This is a genomic window from Pseudomonas sp. Ost2 (genome assembly GCF_018326065.1).
Classification (GTDB): domain Bacteria; phylum Pseudomonadota; class Gammaproteobacteria; order Pseudomonadales; family Pseudomonadaceae; genus Aquipseudomonas; species Aquipseudomonas gingeri.
Window position 1 is genome coordinate 6,515,496 of the sequence record NZ_AP021904.1, and the last position, 17,572, is coordinate 6,533,067.

At 61.8% G+C, this 17,572-nt stretch carries 18 protein-coding genes; 6 read left to right on the plus strand and 12 right to left on the minus strand.

What is annotated here, in order from left to right:
* The first annotated feature begins 35 nt into the window (after positions 1 to 35).
* The 3 genes from ppa (at position 36) to KI243_RS28855 (ending at position 3,393) form a co-directional block, all read left to right on the plus strand.
* Positions 36 to 563, plus strand: a complete 528-nt coding sequence (gene ppa / locus KI243_RS28845) for an inorganic diphosphatase (protein WP_017123326.1) — start codon at positions 36 to 38, stop codon at positions 561 to 563.
* Between the two features lie 229 nt (positions 564 to 792).
* A complete protein-coding gene (locus KI243_RS28850) occupies positions 793 to 1,551 on the plus strand; it encodes a helix-turn-helix transcriptional regulator (RefSeq protein ID WP_177083928.1) in 759 nt (252 codons plus the stop codon).
* Positions 1,552 to 1,911: 360 nt separating this feature from the next.
* Positions 1,912 to 3,393 carry a leucine-rich repeat domain-containing protein gene (locus KI243_RS28855; RefSeq protein WP_212811257.1) on the plus strand — a complete coding sequence of 494 codons (1,482 nt, stop codon included), beginning with the start codon at positions 1,912 to 1,914 and terminating at the stop codon, positions 3,391 to 3,393.
* Positions 3,394 to 3,430: 37 nt separating this feature from the next.
* Here KI243_RS28855 and KI243_RS28860 read toward each other — a convergent pair whose 3' ends face one another.
* From KI243_RS28860 to KI243_RS28870, 3 genes are all read right to left on the minus strand, one after another.
* Positions 3,431 to 4,366 (minus strand): alpha/beta hydrolase, encoded by a 936-nt coding sequence (locus tag KI243_RS28860; protein WP_177118399.1) that lies wholly within the window; start codon positions 4,364 to 4,366, stop codon positions 3,431 to 3,433.
* Between the two features lie 182 nt (positions 4,367 to 4,548).
* Positions 4,549 to 5,460, minus strand: a complete 912-nt coding sequence (locus KI243_RS28865; protein ID WP_212810166.1) for a LysR family transcriptional regulator — start codon at positions 5,458 to 5,460, stop codon at positions 4,549 to 4,551.
* Between the two features lie 57 nt (positions 5,461 to 5,517).
* Positions 5,518 to 6,477, minus strand: a complete 960-nt coding sequence (locus tag KI243_RS28870) for a helix-turn-helix domain-containing protein (RefSeq protein ID WP_042934371.1) — start codon at positions 6,475 to 6,477, stop codon at positions 5,518 to 5,520.
* 206 nt (positions 6,478 to 6,683) lie between these two features.
* Here KI243_RS28870 and KI243_RS28875 point away from each other — a divergent pair, with 206 nt between their 5' ends.
* Both KI243_RS28875 and KI243_RS28880 read left to right on the plus strand, forming a co-directional pair.
* Positions 6,684 to 7,298 (plus strand): hypothetical protein, encoded by a 615-nt coding sequence (locus KI243_RS28875; RefSeq protein WP_042934192.1) that lies wholly within the window; start codon positions 6,684 to 6,686, stop codon positions 7,296 to 7,298.
* A gap of 143 nt (positions 7,299 to 7,441) precedes the next feature.
* Positions 7,442 to 8,212, plus strand: a complete 771-nt coding sequence (locus KI243_RS28880) for an alpha/beta hydrolase (protein ID WP_042934190.1) — start codon at positions 7,442 to 7,444, stop codon at positions 8,210 to 8,212.
* 38 nt (positions 8,213 to 8,250) lie between these two features.
* Here KI243_RS28880 and KI243_RS28885 read toward each other — a convergent pair whose 3' ends face one another.
* Positions 8,251 to 8,568, minus strand: coding sequence for a helix-turn-helix domain-containing protein (locus tag KI243_RS28885; protein WP_244861787.1), 318 nt, complete (start codon positions 8,566 to 8,568; stop codon positions 8,251 to 8,253).
* Between the two features lie 150 nt (positions 8,569 to 8,718).
* Here KI243_RS28885 and KI243_RS28890 point away from each other — a divergent pair, with 150 nt between their 5' ends.
* A complete protein-coding gene (locus KI243_RS28890) occupies positions 8,719 to 9,309 on the plus strand; it encodes a malonic semialdehyde reductase (RefSeq protein ID WP_177118395.1) in 591 nt (196 codons plus the stop codon).
* A gap of 22 nt (positions 9,310 to 9,331) precedes the next feature.
* On the opposite strand, the gene KI243_RS28895 is transcribed toward KI243_RS28890, so the two are convergent.
* The 8 genes from KI243_RS28895 to urtB form a co-directional block, all read right to left on the minus strand.
* Positions 9,332 to 10,261 (minus strand): AAA family ATPase, encoded by a 930-nt coding sequence (locus KI243_RS28895; protein WP_212811258.1) that lies wholly within the window; start codon positions 10,259 to 10,261, stop codon positions 9,332 to 9,334.
* A 90-nt stretch (positions 10,262 to 10,351) separates the two neighbouring features.
* On the minus strand, positions 10,352 to 11,395 hold the full coding sequence (locus KI243_RS28900) for an aliphatic amidase (protein WP_212810167.1): 1,044 nt from the start codon (positions 11,393 to 11,395) through the stop codon (positions 10,352 to 10,354).
* Positions 11,396 to 11,410: 15 nt separating this feature from the next.
* Complete coding sequence (locus KI243_RS28905) at positions 11,411 to 11,755, minus strand: zinc ribbon domain-containing protein (RefSeq protein ID WP_017123314.1); 345 nt, start codon at positions 11,753 to 11,755, stop codon at positions 11,411 to 11,413.
* A 30-nt stretch (positions 11,756 to 11,785) separates the two neighbouring features.
* Positions 11,786 to 13,015 carry a formamidase gene (gene fmdA, locus KI243_RS28910; RefSeq protein ID WP_017123313.1) on the minus strand — a complete coding sequence of 410 codons (1,230 nt, stop codon included), beginning with the start codon at positions 13,013 to 13,015 and terminating at the stop codon, positions 11,786 to 11,788.
* A 495-nt stretch (positions 13,016 to 13,510) separates the two neighbouring features.
* The gene (urtE, locus tag KI243_RS28915) at positions 13,511 to 14,200 is read right to left on the minus strand and encodes an urea ABC transporter ATP-binding subunit UrtE (protein ID WP_017123312.1); all 690 of its coding nucleotides are present in this window, start codon (positions 14,198 to 14,200) and stop codon (positions 13,511 to 13,513) included.
* A gap of 10 nt (positions 14,201 to 14,210) precedes the next feature.
* Positions 14,211 to 14,969: an urea ABC transporter ATP-binding protein UrtD gene (gene urtD, locus KI243_RS28920; protein WP_017123311.1), complete on the minus strand. Its 759-nt coding sequence runs from the start codon at positions 14,967 to 14,969 to the stop codon at positions 14,211 to 14,213.
* Positions 14,966 to 16,153 (minus strand): urea ABC transporter permease subunit UrtC, encoded by a 1,188-nt coding sequence (gene urtC, locus KI243_RS28925; protein ID WP_177118394.1) that lies wholly within the window; start codon positions 16,151 to 16,153, stop codon positions 14,966 to 14,968. Before urtC ends, urtD begins: the two co-directional genes overlap by 4 nt.
* Positions 16,154 to 16,163: 10 nt before the next feature.
* Positions 16,164 to 17,081, minus strand: a complete 918-nt coding sequence (urtB, locus tag KI243_RS28930; protein WP_017123309.1) for an urea ABC transporter permease subunit UrtB — start codon at positions 17,079 to 17,081, stop codon at positions 16,164 to 16,166.
* Between the last annotated feature and the right edge of the window lie 491 nt (positions 17,082 to 17,572).

Genomic DNA, 17,572 nt, shown 5'->3' on the forward strand with positions numbered 1-17,572 from the left:
CAGTTTTTTTGGTCAACTAACGGGGGCATCGCCCAATGAGCTACAGCAAGATTCCGGCTGGCAAAGACCTGCCGAACGACATCTACGTCGCGATCGAAATTCCGGCCAACCACGCGCCGATCAAATACGAAATCGACAAAGACAGCGATTGCCTGTTCGTTGACCGTTTCATGGCCACCCCGATGTTCTACCCGGCCAACTACGGTTTCATCCCCAACACCCTGGCCGACGACGGTGATCCCCTCGACGTGCTGGTCGTAACCCCTTACCCGGTCGCTCCAGGCTCGGTGATCCGCGCCCGTCCGGTCGGCATCCTGCACATGACCGACGACGGCGGCGGCGACGCCAAGGTCATCGCGGTCCCGCACGACAAGCTGTCCCAGCTGTACGTCGACGTGAAGGAATACACCGACCTGCCACCGCTGCTGCTGGAGCAGATCAAGCACTTCTTCGAGAACTACAAGGATCTCGAGAAAGGCAAGTGGGTGAAGATCGAAGGTTGGGGCGACGCTGAAGCCGCTCGCGCCGAAATCACCAAGTCGGTTGCCGCCTATAAGGGCTGATCTGCCCCTGTACGCATCCGCTGTCGAAGAACCCCGGTCCGCCGGGGTTTTTTGTGTCTGTTTACCCACAAATAAACAAATGGTTTAATCAATAAACACAACGAAACAGGCGTCCACGCGTCAGAGTAGGATTAGTCAACCAGATCAATCACTTTGTGTGCTTTTATCGACCATTTTTGAACACCTCGTTTATTTAAACAGGTGTAGCACGCCAGTAAACTCTGTGTTCATGAATACATCAGGTGACCGCTTAAGAGCCCTCCTGCGGGAGTGCCATCTTTCCGCTTCGGACTTCGCTGCCAACCGGCAAGTGACGCCGCAGCACGTCAATAACTGGTTCAAACGTGGCATTCCAATGGCACGCATGGATGAGATAGCCGAGCTTTTGTGTGTCAACAGCCGCTGGCTACGCACGGGCGATGGTCCGAAGCATCCCGGCGCCTCAGCCGACGAAACCGCGGGCGACCACTCGCACCTGCACACCCACGAAAAAGCTCCCTACTCGGCCCGTGAAGACTTGGCCGCCACCGAACGCAACGACGTGCAGGTCCCCCTCTACAAGGAAACCCCCACCGGCCCCGGCTCGAAGCAGACCCAGGTCGCCGCCATGCCCGGGCGCAAGGTGCGCCTGCCCTACCGGATCCTGCAGGCCATGGGCGTCGACCCGGACAAGGCCATCTGCGCACCGATGACCGGCAACAGCATGGCCGAGAAGATCCAGGACGGCTCCACCATCGCCGTCGACCGTAGCCTGACCCAGGTGGTGGACGGCGAAATCTATGCCCTGGAGCATGACGGCATGCTGCGGGTGAAGTACGTCTATCGCCTGCCGGCGGGCGCCCTGCGGCTACGCAGCCACAACAGCGACGAATACCCCGATGAAGTGTTCACGGCGGAACAGATTGAGCGGCAGAACATCCGCATCCTCGGCTGGGTGTTCTGGTGGTCGACCCTGAACAAGCGCCGTCCACCGGTGCCCTTCAAATAGTTTCAAAACGTTGTTTTCACTAAAAACGACAGCTCTGCGCAGCGCTTTTCGCTGGGAATCTGTCGTAAATGTGGGTATCCTGCGCGGCACATTTGGGCAGCGTCCCGCGAAAGCAGGCCAGCGCGCCCCTGATGCTATGCAAGACTGTTGCGCAGCATCCTACAACCAGACATTGCGATTCTGGATGTCGTTTTGAAGGCGGGCGAGGCTTACCAAAAATGAGCCAAACCCGTCCCCGAGAAGCCGGCCACAAGCCGGCTTTTTAATGCCTGTTTGAAAGTCATCCTGGGCTGAGCTCTGCGGCCTTGTAAAATGAGTCTGATCATTCCTATCAGCGCTCTCATTTCGGACTCTCAACCCGTGCAGAACCCCGACCGCAACGCCCTGATCGCCCGCCTCCGCACAGCCCCCGATGACATCGCGACGCGGGCGGCGCTTTATCGCGATCTGCTCGACAGTGCAGAGGCTTCGCTGGATGGCTTGCGCGTGGCGGCGGGCCTGGGTGATCCGGCCGCTAGGGTCGCGGTTGCCCGGTTGAACGCCACACCCCATGCCAATCGCCCGGCCGCATGGTTGCCACAGCTTCGTGGACTGCCCGTGGATCATATCGAGCTGGACAACGCCGAGCTGGCCTGGTGTGACGCCCTGGCTGACCTGCCCTTGCGGACCCTGATACTCAACGGCCCGAACTTCAGCTGCGGTCCGGATAGCTGGCGGCGCTTGCCGGACGTTGCCCTGGAAACCCTGAAAATCAGCGGGTTTTCGCGCGATGACGACGCCACCAGCCTGCCTTCGCTCGAACGACTGCGCCGGCTGAAGTTGCAGACCTACGGTGAAGACTTCAACGACGGTTTCCTCCAGCAACTCGGCAGCGGTCCGTTGCAGGAGCTGTCGTTGAACCGTTGCGATGAAATCACCGACGATGGCCTGCAAGTCCTGTCACGCCTCAAGCTGCGCTCGCTGACACTGGAGCGCGCGGGAGAACTTACTTCACGTGGAATGCGCCATCTGGCCAATCATCCGCTCGAACAGCTGTCGATCAGTTCGAATGGCGCCGTCCTGAAAGACCCTGCCTGGCTCGCAGACCTGGCAGTCCTGCGCTCGCTGAGCCTTGACGGCTGCTACGCAACAGACACCCTGCTGCACGCCATCAAGGACCTGCCGATCGAGCGGCTGTCGCTGCACTCCTCGTATATCGGCGAGGACGACATTGTGCTACTGGAAGGCATGCCGCTGACCGATCTGGATCTCAAGTCCTCACAGCAAATGATCGAGCGGCTCGACACGCTGCACGTGTTCCCGCTGAAACGCCTGGGACTCGCCGATGTGCAGGGCATCGACGCGCGCACGCTGTCCGATCTGCGCGGTCTGGATCTGGAATCCCTCGACCTGTCGTTGAACGACATCACCTGGAAAGAACTGAAGCAACTGGCCGGACTGCCACTTAAAAAGCTGAATCTCAGTTTCTGTGAGGGAGTCGACGGCAAGGTTCTGCGAATGCTCGTCGAACTGGGATTGCCATTGGAACACCTTGAGCTCGGCGGCCTGAAGCTATGCGATGCCGACCTGGCCTGCCTGCACGAACTGCCCCTGCGGCGTCTCGGCTTGTATGAAAGCCCCTGGCTCACCGACGCCGGCGTTGCCCACCTCGCCCGTCTGCCGCTGCAGGATCTGACGCTTGGGGCAGGCCCAGGGGAATCGCGGATCACCTCGGCAGCGGTGTCCGTGCTGGAGCAGTTGCCACTGCAAACACTATGGTTGCCGAACAGTTGTGCAATCAACGCGGACGGTTGGGACCGCCTGGCCCGATTGCCGGCACGCGTGACGGGGCCCGGCATCTGAGACCCGCGCTACGATCACAACCGCCGCCGCCCTACCCTCAGCCTGCCGGCAATCCCCTTACAGGTTTGCCATCCACAAAGTTGCGCACGACAAGGACAATGGTGTCCGGCGCCTCTTCCATCAACCAATGCCCCGCGCCAGGTACGACAAACTCCGTCACATTGCTGGCGACGTTACGCATCATTATTGCCTCGTTGGCACCAAACAGTTTTTCCGAACCGATGGCGAGCACCGGCATGGTCAGCCGGGTAGCCATGACCATCCGGTTGTCCTTGACGTCCTGCCGTATGGCTTGAAACTGTGCAAAAGAAGAACGCATGGCCCCAGGGCGAGCGTACAAACCTGCATAGTGACTGCGAGTGGCTTCATCGATCTTCGCCGGATTACCCGAGAACTCATTCCAGAAACGATCCAGGTAAATCCGCTCGCGGCCTGCCACCAGTCGCTCCATGTCTTTTCCGCCAAAATCGAAATGCCAGAGGATTGGCAACTTGATGACCTCATCCCAAGGAGGAATCCCCGGCAACGGCGAATCCATTACGACCAACTTGTCGGTCTTGTCGGGATAACGTGCGGCATAGGCGTAGGCAACCATGCTGCCGATGTCATGCCCAACCACCACGGCATGGTCGATATTGAGTTTCATCAATACATTGCGAATGTCCATGGCCTGCGTTTTTTTGTCATAACCATCCTCCGGATGGGATGACAGCCCCATGCCACGCAGGTCAGGGACGACAACGGTATGGTCGCGCGCCAGATTGACGGCCAAGGGTTCCCACATATCCCCGGTATCGCCGAAACCATGCAGAAGTACAACTGCAGGCCCCTTGCCACCGACACGAACATGCAACTGCGCGCCCTGAGTCTGGATGGACTCGTTTCGGAATGAAGTCGGGAATGGGGTGATATCCGCCATTGCCGGAAGACTGACAGTCGCGAAAAGACACGCCATGAAAAATGGTCGAATCATGAGATTCCTCTTCCAGATGAAAGGCTGATAATTTTCAACGCGCCCAGGCAGATAACGCCTGTCCGTTACATGACCGGCGACGTTTGTTCACTGTATGAATATTCAACAGGCCAAAGAATGCCTGCCGCCCGCTAAACAGTTTTGCGCGTCGCGTTGTAATCGTCGCGACTGGCCCTGGCCCTTCATTGGCTAAGGGATGCGAAACGGGAACGCAGGTGCGGCAGCGCGAAGTCGATAAAAGCGCGAACCTTGGGCACGGCGAGGCGGCCAAATGGCGAAACGATATGCACCGGCATGGCCGGCGGCTCCGCATCGGCCAGCACGATTTGCAGCAGGCCCTGACTGACCTCCGGCGCCACATGGTAGGAGAGCAGGCGGGTCACGCCATGCCCCTCCACCGCCGAGGCAATGGCCGCACGGACACTGTTGATGATCAGCCGCGGCGTGAGTGAAATGAAACGAGGCACCGACGAGCCTTCCAGTGGCGGAAAACTCCAGGAGTTCAGGCCCATGTGATCCATGGCGATGATCGGGTGTTTGCAAAGGTCGGCCGGTTTGGTGATATCGGGATGCTTCTCCAGGTAGCACGGCGACGCCACCACCACCCGCCGTACCTCGCCGATCCGATGCGCCACCAGCGTGGAGTCCGGAAGGTGGCTGATACGCAGCGCCAGGTCCATGCCCTCGTCGATCAGGTTGACCTGTCGATCCAGCAGATGCAGCCGTACATTGATGGAGGGATATTCGTCCATGAAGGCATCGATGATGGGCCGCAGGATCTCCACCCCGGCGAACTGGGTGGCGGACAGGGTCAGGGTCCCTCGCGCGACGCTCGACTCATCGGCCGCGCTGCGCTCGGCCTCATCCAGCTCCATCAGGAGCTTTCGGCAGCTGACCGCATAACGCTCCCCCGCTTCGCTCAACCGGATCGAGCGCGTGGTGCGGTGCAACAGCGGCACGCCCACACGGGCTTCAAGAAAGGCAATGGCACGACTGACCGCGGCGATCGAGCGACCGGTCTTGCGGCTGGCGCCGGTAAGGCTTCCTTCGTCCAGCGTGGCGACGAAGACTTTCATGGCATCCAGGCGATCCATGGTGCTTTCCTCTTCTGGACACTTGCGGGCGGATGGGGCAAACGCGGGCAGCGCGACTCATGACGCCCGCAGCTCGCGGACACCCTTGCCCAAGCGTCGGCGCAACAACGTGCGCAACGTGACGCCGTTTGCATAGCCGACCTGCTCGGCAATGCGCTCGACCGTAAGCTCGCTGGTCCTGAGCAGGTGCACGGCGCGCTCTATCCGCAGGTCCTGAATGTATTCGACCGGTGTTTTCCCCAGCACCTCGTTCAGATGCCGCGTCAGCGTTCGCTTGGTGGTTGCCAGTGCCCGTGTCACGACGTCGAGGGCAATGGCCGTGTCGAGGTGCTCGCGCACCCAGCGATCGAATCGCTCGACGAGCGGGTCCGAATGCTTGAGGTGATCGGAGATCGCATAGACGGACTGTGACAGCCGCGTATCAAACACGAGGTACTTGGCCACCAGTGCCGCCAGTTCGGGGCTGTGGTTGCGGATCAACCAGAGCGTAAGGTCAAGGTGGCTCAGGGCCGCACCGGCCGTCAGCACGCGGGCACTGGGAACGATGATGCGATGCGCGTCCAGGTGCACCTGCGGGTAGCGCTGCCGGAACAGCGGCGAAAGCCACCAGGTCGTCGTCGCGTCCCCGCCGTCGAGCAAACCGCTTTCGGCCAGCAGGAATGTCCCCGTACACGCCGCTGCAACACGGGCTCCTTGGCGGTGCCACAAGCGCAACACATCCAATGCATCATGCACATCATCGCGGGCGAGTTCCGGGACAAGCTCCTCGGCCGTCATGTGGTTGAGCGCCGGGATGACCACCCAATCAGGGGTGATGCCATCGGTCATATCGCCCACGGGCACCTGCATGCCCAACGCCGTGCGCACCGTGGGTCGTACACCCACCACACGGATCTCGAAGCCCGCCGTACCGCTCCCCGCCACACCGGCAAGCCGGTTGGCCATGTTCAGGCTATCGAGCACCGTGGTCAGGCCGGTGTCGAACACCCCTTCGAGCACAAGGACAAAAATACGCATGGCAGGATCGGTATCAAAATTGTCGATCGGGCTAGTATTGCCGTCGACATCGGGTTTGTACAGTAGCTCTCGCCGCATAAGCATTCAGGCGCAGGCGGAAGGACAAAAACAACTATCAGGGACGACAACAAGTTTGCGAGCGCAAGTTCGCCCGACTCATCGATACAACCCACAGAACAATCTCAACGCTATAAATGGAGTAACTCGTGTCGACTCATTACAAATTAGCCACCCTATTCGCCGCCATTCTCTTTTCGGGCATATCCCTGGCACAAACCCCTGATGTCAAACCGGAGCGGATTCGTGGGGACATCGTGTCTTTCGAAGGCGAAATGCTGAAGGTGCACCGCAATGGCGGCGACATTATTTCGGTGGATATCAACCCGGAGCTCGCTGTTTCGGCGCTCAAGAGTGCCAGGCTGTCCGATGCCAAAGTCGGCTCATACGTGGGGACCCCGGCACTGACCGGCAGCGATGGAAAACTGACCGCCACCTCGATGATCATCTTTCCGGAGGCCGCGCGCGGTGTAGCCGAGGGGCACTTCCCTTATGACTTCGGCGCCAACAGCACAATGACCAATGCGAATGTGGTCAAGGTGGTCACCGGCAGCAGCGGCCGGAAGCTGGACCTGTCGTACAGGGGAGGCAGCAGCCAGGTGACAGTACCGGAAAACGTGCCCGTGGTGACGCCGGTCCCCGCGAGCCGGGCAGATCTGATAACGGGGAAAAAAGTCTTTCTGGTGGTGACACCGGGTACGACTGGAAAGTATGACGCACAAGTACTGTTTGTTGAAAAGGACGGTGTATTGCCGCAGTTCTGAAGCCCCGCCCTCCACGGCTGTCGTCAATAAGTCATTAACAGGGTCGCGACAAGCACCTGTGTTATCCGACCTGGATTGAAACTCTCCCGCTCATCTACTGGGCAACTTCAATAAACCTTGGCATTTTTGCCGGAGGATTGAACATGCGCTTTCCCAAATTACGGCTGGCCGCAACACACGTTGCCGCCCTATCGTGCCTGCTTGTCACGGCGTCCGCTTTTGCCGCACCGATAAAGAACATTGTGGTGGTCCACGGCGCATTTGCCGATGCCGCGGGCTGGCGTCCTGTCTATGACATCCTGACGAAGGATGGCTATCACGTGACGCTGGTGCAACAGCCCCTGACGTCATTCAAGGACGATGTGATTGCCACCCGACGCGTGCTCGATAGCCAGGACGGTCCCTGTGTGCTGGTCGGTCATAGCTATGCCGGCACGATCATCAGCGAAACCGGGAATGACGAGCACGTGAAATCGCTGGTCTACATCACGGCGCATGCGCTCGATACCGGTGAAACCATCGCCGGCAACAGCAAGCAGTACCCTTCGGCGGCGCCCTTGTCCATCGTCGCGACGGCGGACAATTTTGTGTACCTGAAGCCGACTGACTACCCGGCGCAGTTCGCGCCCGACTTGCCGCGTCGGCAAGCCGACTTCGAAGCCCATGCACAGATCCCCCTGGCGGCGTCCCAGTTCTCTGCGCAGGTCGACGACCCGGCGTGGAAGAAAAAGCCGAGTTGGTACCTGGTGGCCAAGGCGGACAAGATCATGAGCCCGGATCTCGAGCGGATGTATGCGGCGCGGGCCCACGCCAGGACGGTGGAGATCGATGGCGCCAGCCATGCCGTGTTTGAATCCCATCCACGCCAGGTCGCGGCGCTGATAGAGCAGGCGGCGCGGCAGTCCGCTCGGTAAAAGCCGCGTGTGCGCCGGGCTTTGCGCGATGTCATGCCCTACCCGGCGGTCGGCGGTGTCACAAGCTTGCTGCCATGCACCCGCATCCACTGCTCAAGGGCCTCCAGTGCTCCAATGAGTTCACGCGCCACCGGCGTGGCTTCGTACTCCACGCGGGGTGGCACTTCGGGGAAGACCGTCCGCCGCACCAGGCCCGGCGTTTCCAGCAGTCGCAGTTGCTTGGTCAGTTCCTTCTGGGTGATCGGCCTTGCCGCCCTCTGCAACTCCCCGAAGCGGATAGGCCCGTCCGTGACGATAAGCCGATACAGGATGGGGATCGCCCATTTCCCCGCCACCAGGTTTACGAAGGCAGACAAGGGGCAGTCTTCCAGCGTGTCGCGGTTCAGGAGGTGCGTAGCTTCTGTCATCGGATATCTCACGCCCACGGTATACAAAAAGTGCCTACTTTTCTTTTCAGGCCTGGCTTTCTAAGGTGCTCGTCTCTTTCCACGACATGAGCCTACCAGATGAATATGCCACTTTCCGATGAGCTGCTGGACCAGGTTTTTCGCAAAGCCCGAACCTACAACAGCTTCATTGACCGGCCCGTTGCGCAGAGCACCATGCGCGCCCTCTACGACCTGCTGAAGTGGGGCCCCACCTCGACGAACCAGCAGCCATTGCGGGTGGTGTGGTGTCACAGTCCCGAGGCCAAGGAACGACTCGCCGCGCTCTGCTATGCGGGTAACGCGGAGAAAGTCCGCGCCGCGCCGGTGACCGCGATCCTGGGTATGGAGCTGGATTTCGTCCGTTACCTGCCACGGCTGTTTCCCCATGCGGATGCCCGCGGATGGTATGGGGACGACCAGCGCCTGATCGCCGAGTCGGCCTTTCGCAACTCCTCCCTGCAAGGCGCCTATTTCATCATTGCCGCGCGCATGCTCGGGCTGGACACCAACCCGATGTCGGGCTTCGACGAAGAGCAGATCAATGCGAGTTTCTTCGCCGACTCCAGCATTCGCGTCAACTTCATCGCGACCCTGGGTTACGGCGACTCGACGACGCTTTACGAGCGCGCGCCGCGCCTGGACTTCGACGAGGCCAACCGTTTTATCTAGGCGAACAAACGCTGAACGCTTTTCACCCACCCGCCTGCGCCAGCACCACCAGGCGCTGATCCCGCACCGTCGCCCTCATCGGCCCGGACCCGGCGCCAGCCAGCAGGTAATCGGCAATCGCCGGTTCCAGCTCGACCCGCACCCGCCGCACCAGGGCCCGGGCACCGAAGCGCGGATCATGCTCGCGGCACAGCCAGGCACGGGCCGCATCGTCCAGCGATAGCGAGCGATGCGGGCCCAGGCGCTTGTTGAGTTTGCCCAGTTCAATATCCAGCAGCGCCTCCAGCCAGCGGCCCTCAATGCGCTCGAATACCAGGATGCGGTCGATCCGGTTGAGAAACTCCGGCTCGAAACGGCTGTGCAAGGCACGCTCCAGCACCTGCGCCTCGGCTTCGCCGAACCGGCCCAGCAAGCTTCGCCAGCCGCTCAAGCGCTGTCGCCGGGCGTTGGCCTGCTGCGCGCCGATGTTGCTGGTCATGAAGATCAGGCTGTTGCGAAAGTCCAGGGTATGGCTGCCGCTCGCCAGGGTCAGGGTGCCGCTTTCCAGGATCCCCAGCAGACTGCGCAGCACCTCGTCGCTGGCCTTTTTCAGTTCATCGAACAGGACGATACCCGGCCGACTATAGCTGCCCTGGATCAGTTCGCTGTCGAACAGGCTGACGCCCTCCTTGCTGCCGACATAACCCGGCGGCGCCCCGGTCAGCGCCGCCGCGTAATGTTCCTGGGCCAGGGTCTGCATATCGATACGGCACATGGCGTCGGCACGGCCATGGATGGCCTGGGCCAGCAGGCGGACGATCTCGGTCTTGCCGACGCCGGTCGGGCCCATGAACAGGTTGACCCCGAGCGGCCGCTCGCGATCGCCGATATCCGCCTTGAGCACCTTGAGCTGCGCCTCCACCGCCGCCAGCGCCGCGTCCTGGCCGACGATGCGCTGGCGCAGCAGTGCCATGACCTGCCGTGGCTCGAAGGTGAACCGCGAGGCCAGCGGACGGACTTCGGGCTGTCCCGCCGCGGGGACCGGTTCGAGCGACGACACGCCTCAGCCCACGGTCTTTTCTTTGCCGCCATGGGGCAATTGCCCCACCGGGCAATCCGCCACGCCCACGGTGCGGCGGGTGATGCTCTCGACGTTCTCCCGGGCCTTCTCGGCATCCAGCACCCAGGTGCGGTAGAACTCGAACGGGCAGTCGGCAATGCCCTTGTCGCCATCGCCGGAATCGTGGATGCCGGTGTAGCCACGGTGCAGCAGTTTGAACAGATGGTTCTGCGACTGGTCGTTGGCCCGCGCATCGCGTATCTGCGAGATCGACAGCTGGGCGTACTGGATGCCCATTTCTTCCTCGCCACATTCGCCGAGGGTGCGGCCATCGAAACCGATGATCGCCGAGTGCCCGAAGTACGAGTACACACCATCGAAACCGGCGGCGTTGGCCACCGCGACGTAGCAGTTGTTGGCCCAGGCCATGCTCTTGGACATCTGCACCTGCTGCTCCTTGGCCGGGTACATATAGCCCTGGCAACGGACGATCAGTTCCGCCCCCTTCATCGCGCAATCGCGCCAGATCTCCGGGTAGTTGCCGTCGTCGCAGATGATCAGGCTGATCTTCATGCCCTTGGGACCGTCGCACACGTAGGTGCGATCGCCGGGGTACCAGCCTTCGATGGGACACCAGGGAATGCACTTGCGATAACGCTGGACGATCCGCCCCTGATTGTCGATCAGCACCAGGGTGTTGTAGGGCGCCTTGTGCGGATGTTCCTCGTGACGCTCGCCGGTGAGGGAGAACACGCCCCAGGTATTGGCCTCGCGACAGGCCGCGGAAAAAATCGCGGTTTCTTCGCCGGGAATGGTCGCGGCGGTGGCCATCATCTCGTCATGGTCATAAAGGATGCCCATGGTGCTGTACTCGGGGAACACCACCAGGTCCATGCCCGGCAGCCCCTGCTTCATGCCCTTGATCACCTCGGCGATCCTGCGGGCATTGTCGATGACCTCGGCCTTGCTGTGCAGGCGCGGCATCTTGTAGTTCACGACAGCAACCCCGACGGTATCCGGGCTGCTGGAAATGTCGCCATGGCGCATGGAAAAAAACCTCTGTCAGTGACTGATCATCCAGGGCCGTGGCCCGGTCTTGCTCTTGAGTCCCAGGGGATTGGCCTTGCTCGGCACCACCGGTTTGTTCGGCGCGCAGCAGCCGCAACCCTTGGGATGGCGCCGCTGCTGGTACTCGGCAACGGTCTGCGGCGCGTGGGCGCTGCGCTCATTGGTGGCGATGGCCTGGCGCTGGCTGCTCGACAGGCAGTTCAAGGCCGGCGCCGAGAGCTGCAAGCCGCCGCCCGCGCCGCCGCAGTAGGGGCACTGGCAAGGCTCGTGGCGCTGGTCCATCGGCCGCAGCATGGTGAAGGTGCCGCAGGCCTGGCACTGGTATTCGTAGGTCGGCATGCTTGGTACTCCCGGCGTGTGGAGGGCGCCTTACAGGTCGTGGGCGATGGGCAGGTCGATGCTACCGTCCAGGTGCCTGATCGGGCCGCTGGCGTTGGGGTTGATGTCGAAGTCGAAGATTTCGGTCGGCAGCCACAAGGTCGCGCAGGCGTTGGGGATATCCACCACGCCGCTGATATGGCCCTGCACCGGCGCCGATCCCAGCAGGGCATAACCCTGGGCCGGCGAATAGCCGAACTTGGTCAGGTAGTTGATCGCATTGAGGCAGGCCTGGCGGTAGGCGACGTTGACGTCGAGGTAGTGCTGCTGGCCGCTCTCGTCCACCGAGATGCCTTCGAAGATCAGGTAGTTCTTGTAGTTCGGGGTGATCGGACTTGGCTTGAACACCGGGTTCTTGATGCCGTACTTGGCCATGCCGCCCTTGATCAGCTCGACCTTCATATGCACCCAGCCGGCCATCTCGATGGCGCCGCAGAAGGTGATCTCGCCGTCGCCCTGGCTGAAATGCAAATCACCCACCGACAGACCCGCACCCTTGACGTAGACCGGGAAGAAAATCTTCGAGCCGCGGGACAGGTCCTTGATATCGCAGTTGCCGCCATGCTCGCGTGGCGGCACGGTGCGCGCGCCGGTGGCCGCGGCGTCATCGCGGGCCTGGCCCTTGAGCTTGCCCATGTGCGCGGTGGCGGCCAGGGGGGCGTTGGCCAGCGGTGGGACGCGGGTCGGGTTGGTGTCGATCAGTTCCTGCTCGCGGCGGTTCCAGTCGGCGAGCATCACCGGATCCGGCAGGCAGCCGATCAGCCCGGGGTGGATCAGGCCGGCGAAGTTGACGCCGGGGATGTGCCGCGAACTGGTGAACATGCCCTTGAAATCCCAGATGGCTTTCTGCGCGCTGGGGAAGTGATCGGTAAGAAAGCCACCGCCATTCTGCCGCGAGAAGAAACCGTTGAAGCCCCACTGCGAGTCGGCCTTGGCGCCGATATCCAGCAGGTCGACCACCAGCAGGTCGCCGGGCTCGGCGCCGTGCACGCCGACCGGGCCGGACAGGTAATGCACGGTGGACAGGTCGACATCGCGCACATCCGACGCGTCGTCGTTGTTCTTGATCGCCCCGGCGGTCCAGTCGTAGGTCTCGAGAATGAAGTCATCCCCCGGCTTGACCCAGCAGGCCATCGGAATGTCCGGATGCCAGCGGTTGTGGATCTGCTCGTTCTCGGTGACGGGCTGGTTGAGGTCGACTTTGATCAAGGTATCGGTCATGGCAAAGCTCCTGGACAGTAGGGATGTACAGCGTTGCTGGCAGTCTCGAATGGCGGCGCGAATCGGCCAATACGTCGGATGACGTAGCCCCTTTTGCAGGAGCCCGGCTTGCTGGCGATGGCGATTTCAAGACCGCTATCGCCGGCAAGCCAGCTCCCACAAGTCAGCATTTCACCTCGTGCTATCGTCGAGCCCGAAATGTGTGGGCGCCCGGCGTGCTGGAGATGACGATTTCAAGGCTGCTATCGCCAGCACGCCGGCTCCCACAAGTCAGCATTTCACCTCGTGCTATCGTCGAGCCCGAAATGTGTGGGCGCCCGGCTTGCCGGCGATGGCGATTGCAAGGCCGCTATCGCCGGCAAGCCGGCTCCCACAGATCGGCGCTTCATCGCAAAATATCGCCGGACTCGGAACCCTGTAGGAGCTGGCTTGCCGGCGATGGCGATTTCAAGGGTGCTATCGCCGGCAAGCCGGGCTCCTACAGGACTGTGGTGTCTATACGGAGAGGTAACGACTGATGGTCGCCTCGTCGACATTGGCGCGGGTTTCCTCGATGACGAAGCGGCCCTTCTCGATCACCAGGAAGCGGTCGGCGATTTCCAGGGTGAAGGACAGCACCTGCTCGGAAACCACGATGGTCAGATCCCGCAGGGTGCGGATTTCCTTCAGGGTGCGGGCGATGTCCTTGATGATCGACGGCTGGATGCCCTCGGTCGGCTCGTCCAGCAACAGCACCTTGGGATTGGTCGCCAGCGCCCGGGCAATCGCCAGTTGCTGCTGTTGCCCGCCGGAAAGGTTGCCGCCCTTGCGCGAGCGCATGTCGTGCAGCACCGGGAACAACGCATAGAGGTCTTCTGGCACCTGGCCCCGGGCCGAGGCCGGCAAGCCGGTCTGGATATTTTCCAGTACCGTCATGCTGGGGAAGATCATCCGCCCCTGGGGCACATAGGCGATGCCGTGCTCCACCCGCTCGTGGGTCTCCAGGCTCGACACCTCGCGCCCGTCGACGCTGACCTGGCCGCCCCATTGCGGGAGGATGCCCATCAGGCTCTTGAACAGCGTGGTCTTGCCCATGCCGTTGCGGCCCATCACGGCGACGATTTCCTGTTTCGCCACGGCCAGGTCGAGGTCGTGGAGGATCTGGCTCTGGCCGTAGCCACAGGACAGCTTGTTGACGTTGAACATGCCTGCTTCCTCAATGGCCCAGATAGACTTCGACGACTTTCGGATTGTTCTGCACCGACTCCATGCTGCCCTCGGCCAGGACCTTGCCCTGGTGCAGCACGGTGACCTTGTGGGCGATGCTCTTGACGAACTCCATGTCGTGCTCGATCACCAGCACCGAACGGCCCTGGCTGATGCGCTTGAGCAACTCGGCGGTCTGCACCCGCTCGTTGACGCTCATCCCGGCGACGGGCTCGTCGAGCATCAGCAGGTCGGGGTTCTGCATCAGCAGCATGCCGATCTCCAGCCACTGCTTCTGGCCGTGGGACAGCAGGTCGGCCTGTTGCTGCAAAAGGTCGCCGAGGAAGATCTCCCGGGCCACCTCTTCCACCCGGGCAACCACGGCGGCGCTGCGCTTGAAGAACAATGCGCCGAACACCTTGCGCCCGGCCGGATAGGACATCTCCAGGTTCTCGAACACCGTGAGGTTTTCGTAGATCGACGGGTTCTGGAACTTGCGCCCGACCCCGGCGCGGACAATGTTGTACTCATGCATCTTCGTCAGTTCCTTGCCGTCGAACTGGATGCTGCCGCTGGTGGCGCGGGTCTTGCCGCAGATCAGGTCGAGCACCGTGGTCTTGCCGGCGCCGTTGGGCCCGATCACCACCCGCACTTCATTGCGGTCGATATACAGGTTGAGGTTGTCCACGGCCTTGAAACCGTCGAAGGACACCGTCAGCCCCTCGATGGCCAGCACCGGTTTGTTCATCTGAAAACCGATGGCGCTCATGGTTGTGTCTCCAGGGAAGGACGCTCGGGCGTCGGCGTCGCCGGCTCGATCCGCGTTGCCTGTGGCAAGGGCGCGACCACCGGTTGTGAGCGCGGCGCGCGCCGCAGCAAACGGGCCAGCGCCTGGCGGCCATGGCTGTCCCAGAGCCCGGCGAGACCATTGGGGAAGTACATGACCACGGCAATGAACAGCCCGCCCATCAGGTACAGCCAGAGCTCGGGAAAGGACTCGGAGAAATAGGTCTTGCCGTAGTTCACCAGCAAGGCGCCGTACACCGCACCGAGCAGAGACATGCGCCCGCCGACCGCGGTGAAGATCACCATCTCGATGGACGGCACGATGCCGACGAACGACGGCGACATGAAGCCCACCTGCAAGGCGAACATCGCCCCGCCAATCGCCGAGAAGCCGGCGGCGATGCAGAACACGAAGATCTTGAAGGCGGCCACGTCGTACCCGGAGAAGCGCACCCGTTCCTCCTTGTCGCGCATCGCCATCAGCAAGCGGCCCAGCTTCGACGCGAGGACAAAACGGCCGATGAAAATGCAGCCGAACAGCAGCCCCGCGTTGAGGAAATACAGCAGCAGCTTGGCGTTGTCGGTGCGCAGGTCCCAGCCGAGCACGGTCTTCAGGTCGGTGATGCCGTTGACCCCGCCCGTCAGGCCCTGCTGGCCGACGATCAGCACCGTGAGAATCAGCGCGATGGCCTGGGTGACGATGGAGAAATACACATCGCCGACCCGTCGCTTGAACAGCGCCATGCCGATGACAAAGGCCAGCAGCACCGGCACCAGGATCACCGCCAGCAGCGTGAAGCTGAAGCTGTGGAACGGCACCCAGAGCCACGGCAGTTCGGTGATCTGGTTCCAGTCCATGAAGTCCGGGATGCCCGGCGTGGTCTGGATCTTGGTACTCACCGGGTCGGAGGCTTCGAGCTTGAGAAACATCGCCATGCAGTAGCCGCCGACGCCGAAAAACACGCCCTGGCCGAGGCTGAGAATGCCGCCATAACCCCAGCACAACACCAGGCCGACAGCGACGAAAGCGTAGGTCAGGTACTTGCCGACCATGTTCAGGCGGAAGGCATCCAGGGTCAGCGGGAACACCACGAAAATCAGCAGCGCCAACAGCGCCACACCGAGCAGGTTCGGCTTGCCCGCCAGCATCTTGTCTAGAACGTTCATCGGCTCGCCTCTACTTGCGCACTTTGATGGAGAACAGCCCCTGGGGGCGCAACATCAGGATCAGGATGACCCCGGACAGGGTCAGCACCTTGGCCATCGAGCCACTGAGGAAAAACTCCGAGATCGATTGGGTCTGGGCAATCACGAACGCCGAGGCGATGGTGCCGAACAGGCTTTGCGCGCCGCCGAAGACCACCACCAGGAAGGTGTCGACGATGTATTGCGAACCGGCGGTGGGCCCGGTGGAACCGATGGTGGTAAAGGCCGCGCCGGCCACGCCAGCCACGCCGCAACCCAGGGCGAAGGTCATGCGGTCGACCTTGCGCGTGTTGATGCCCACAGCCCGGCTCATCAGACGGTTCTGCACCGTCGCCCGCACATGCAGGCCCCAGCGTGAACGGTAGAGCAGGACAAAGATGCCGGCCGTCAGCAGCACGGTCAGGGCGATCATGAACAGGCCATTGCGCGGGATTTCGATGGACTCCGTGGGGTTGAACGAGCCCATCAGCCACTCCGGTGGCGTGGCGCTGACTTCACGGGCGCCGAACACCGAGCGGAAAGTCTGCTGCATGACCAGGGACAGGCCCCAGGTCGCCAGCAGCGTGTCCAGCGGCCGCTTGTACAGCCGGCTGATCATCGCCCACTCCACCAGCCAGCCGATGGCACCGGCGATCAGGAACGAGAAGATGATGGCGAAGAAAAAATAGTAGGGCTGGAACCCCGGGGCGAAATGGCTGGTGAGGCTCGAACAGACATAGGTGGTGTAGGCACCGATGGTGAGGAACTCGCCGTGGGCCATGTTGATGACCCCCATTTGTCCGAAGATGATCGCCAGCCCCAGCGCCATCAACAGCAGCACGCAGAACACGGACAAGCCGTTGAACCCCTGCATTGCCGCGATGGCACCAAATTCCGATAGCCATTCCATGATGATGGTCTCCTGCTTGGAGGTAGAAATAAAAAACCGCATCTGCGACAGGCCTGGTTCGGGCGCAGACCGTCTTGATCGTTAACCCGCAATGACGGCCAACACGACCCCTGTAGGAGCCGGCTTGCCGGCGATGAGGCCCGAAAGCCTTGCATCGCCTGACCGACCTTCATCGCTGGCAAGCCAGCTCTCACAGATAGGTGCTCCACCACAAAGGGATCGTCGTACCCAGCCTTTGTAGGAGCCGGCTTGCCGGCGATGAGGCCCGAAAGCCTTGCACCGCCTGATCGGCCTTCATCGCTGGCAAGCCAGCTCCCACAGATAGGTGCTCCACCACAAGGGATCGTCGTACCCAGCCTTTGTAGGAGCCGGCTTGCCGGCGATGAGGCCCGAAAGCCTTGCACCGCCTGATCGGCCTTCATCGCTGGCAAGCCAGCTCCCACAGATAGGTGCTCCACCACAAGGGATCGTCGTACCCAGCCTGTGTAGGA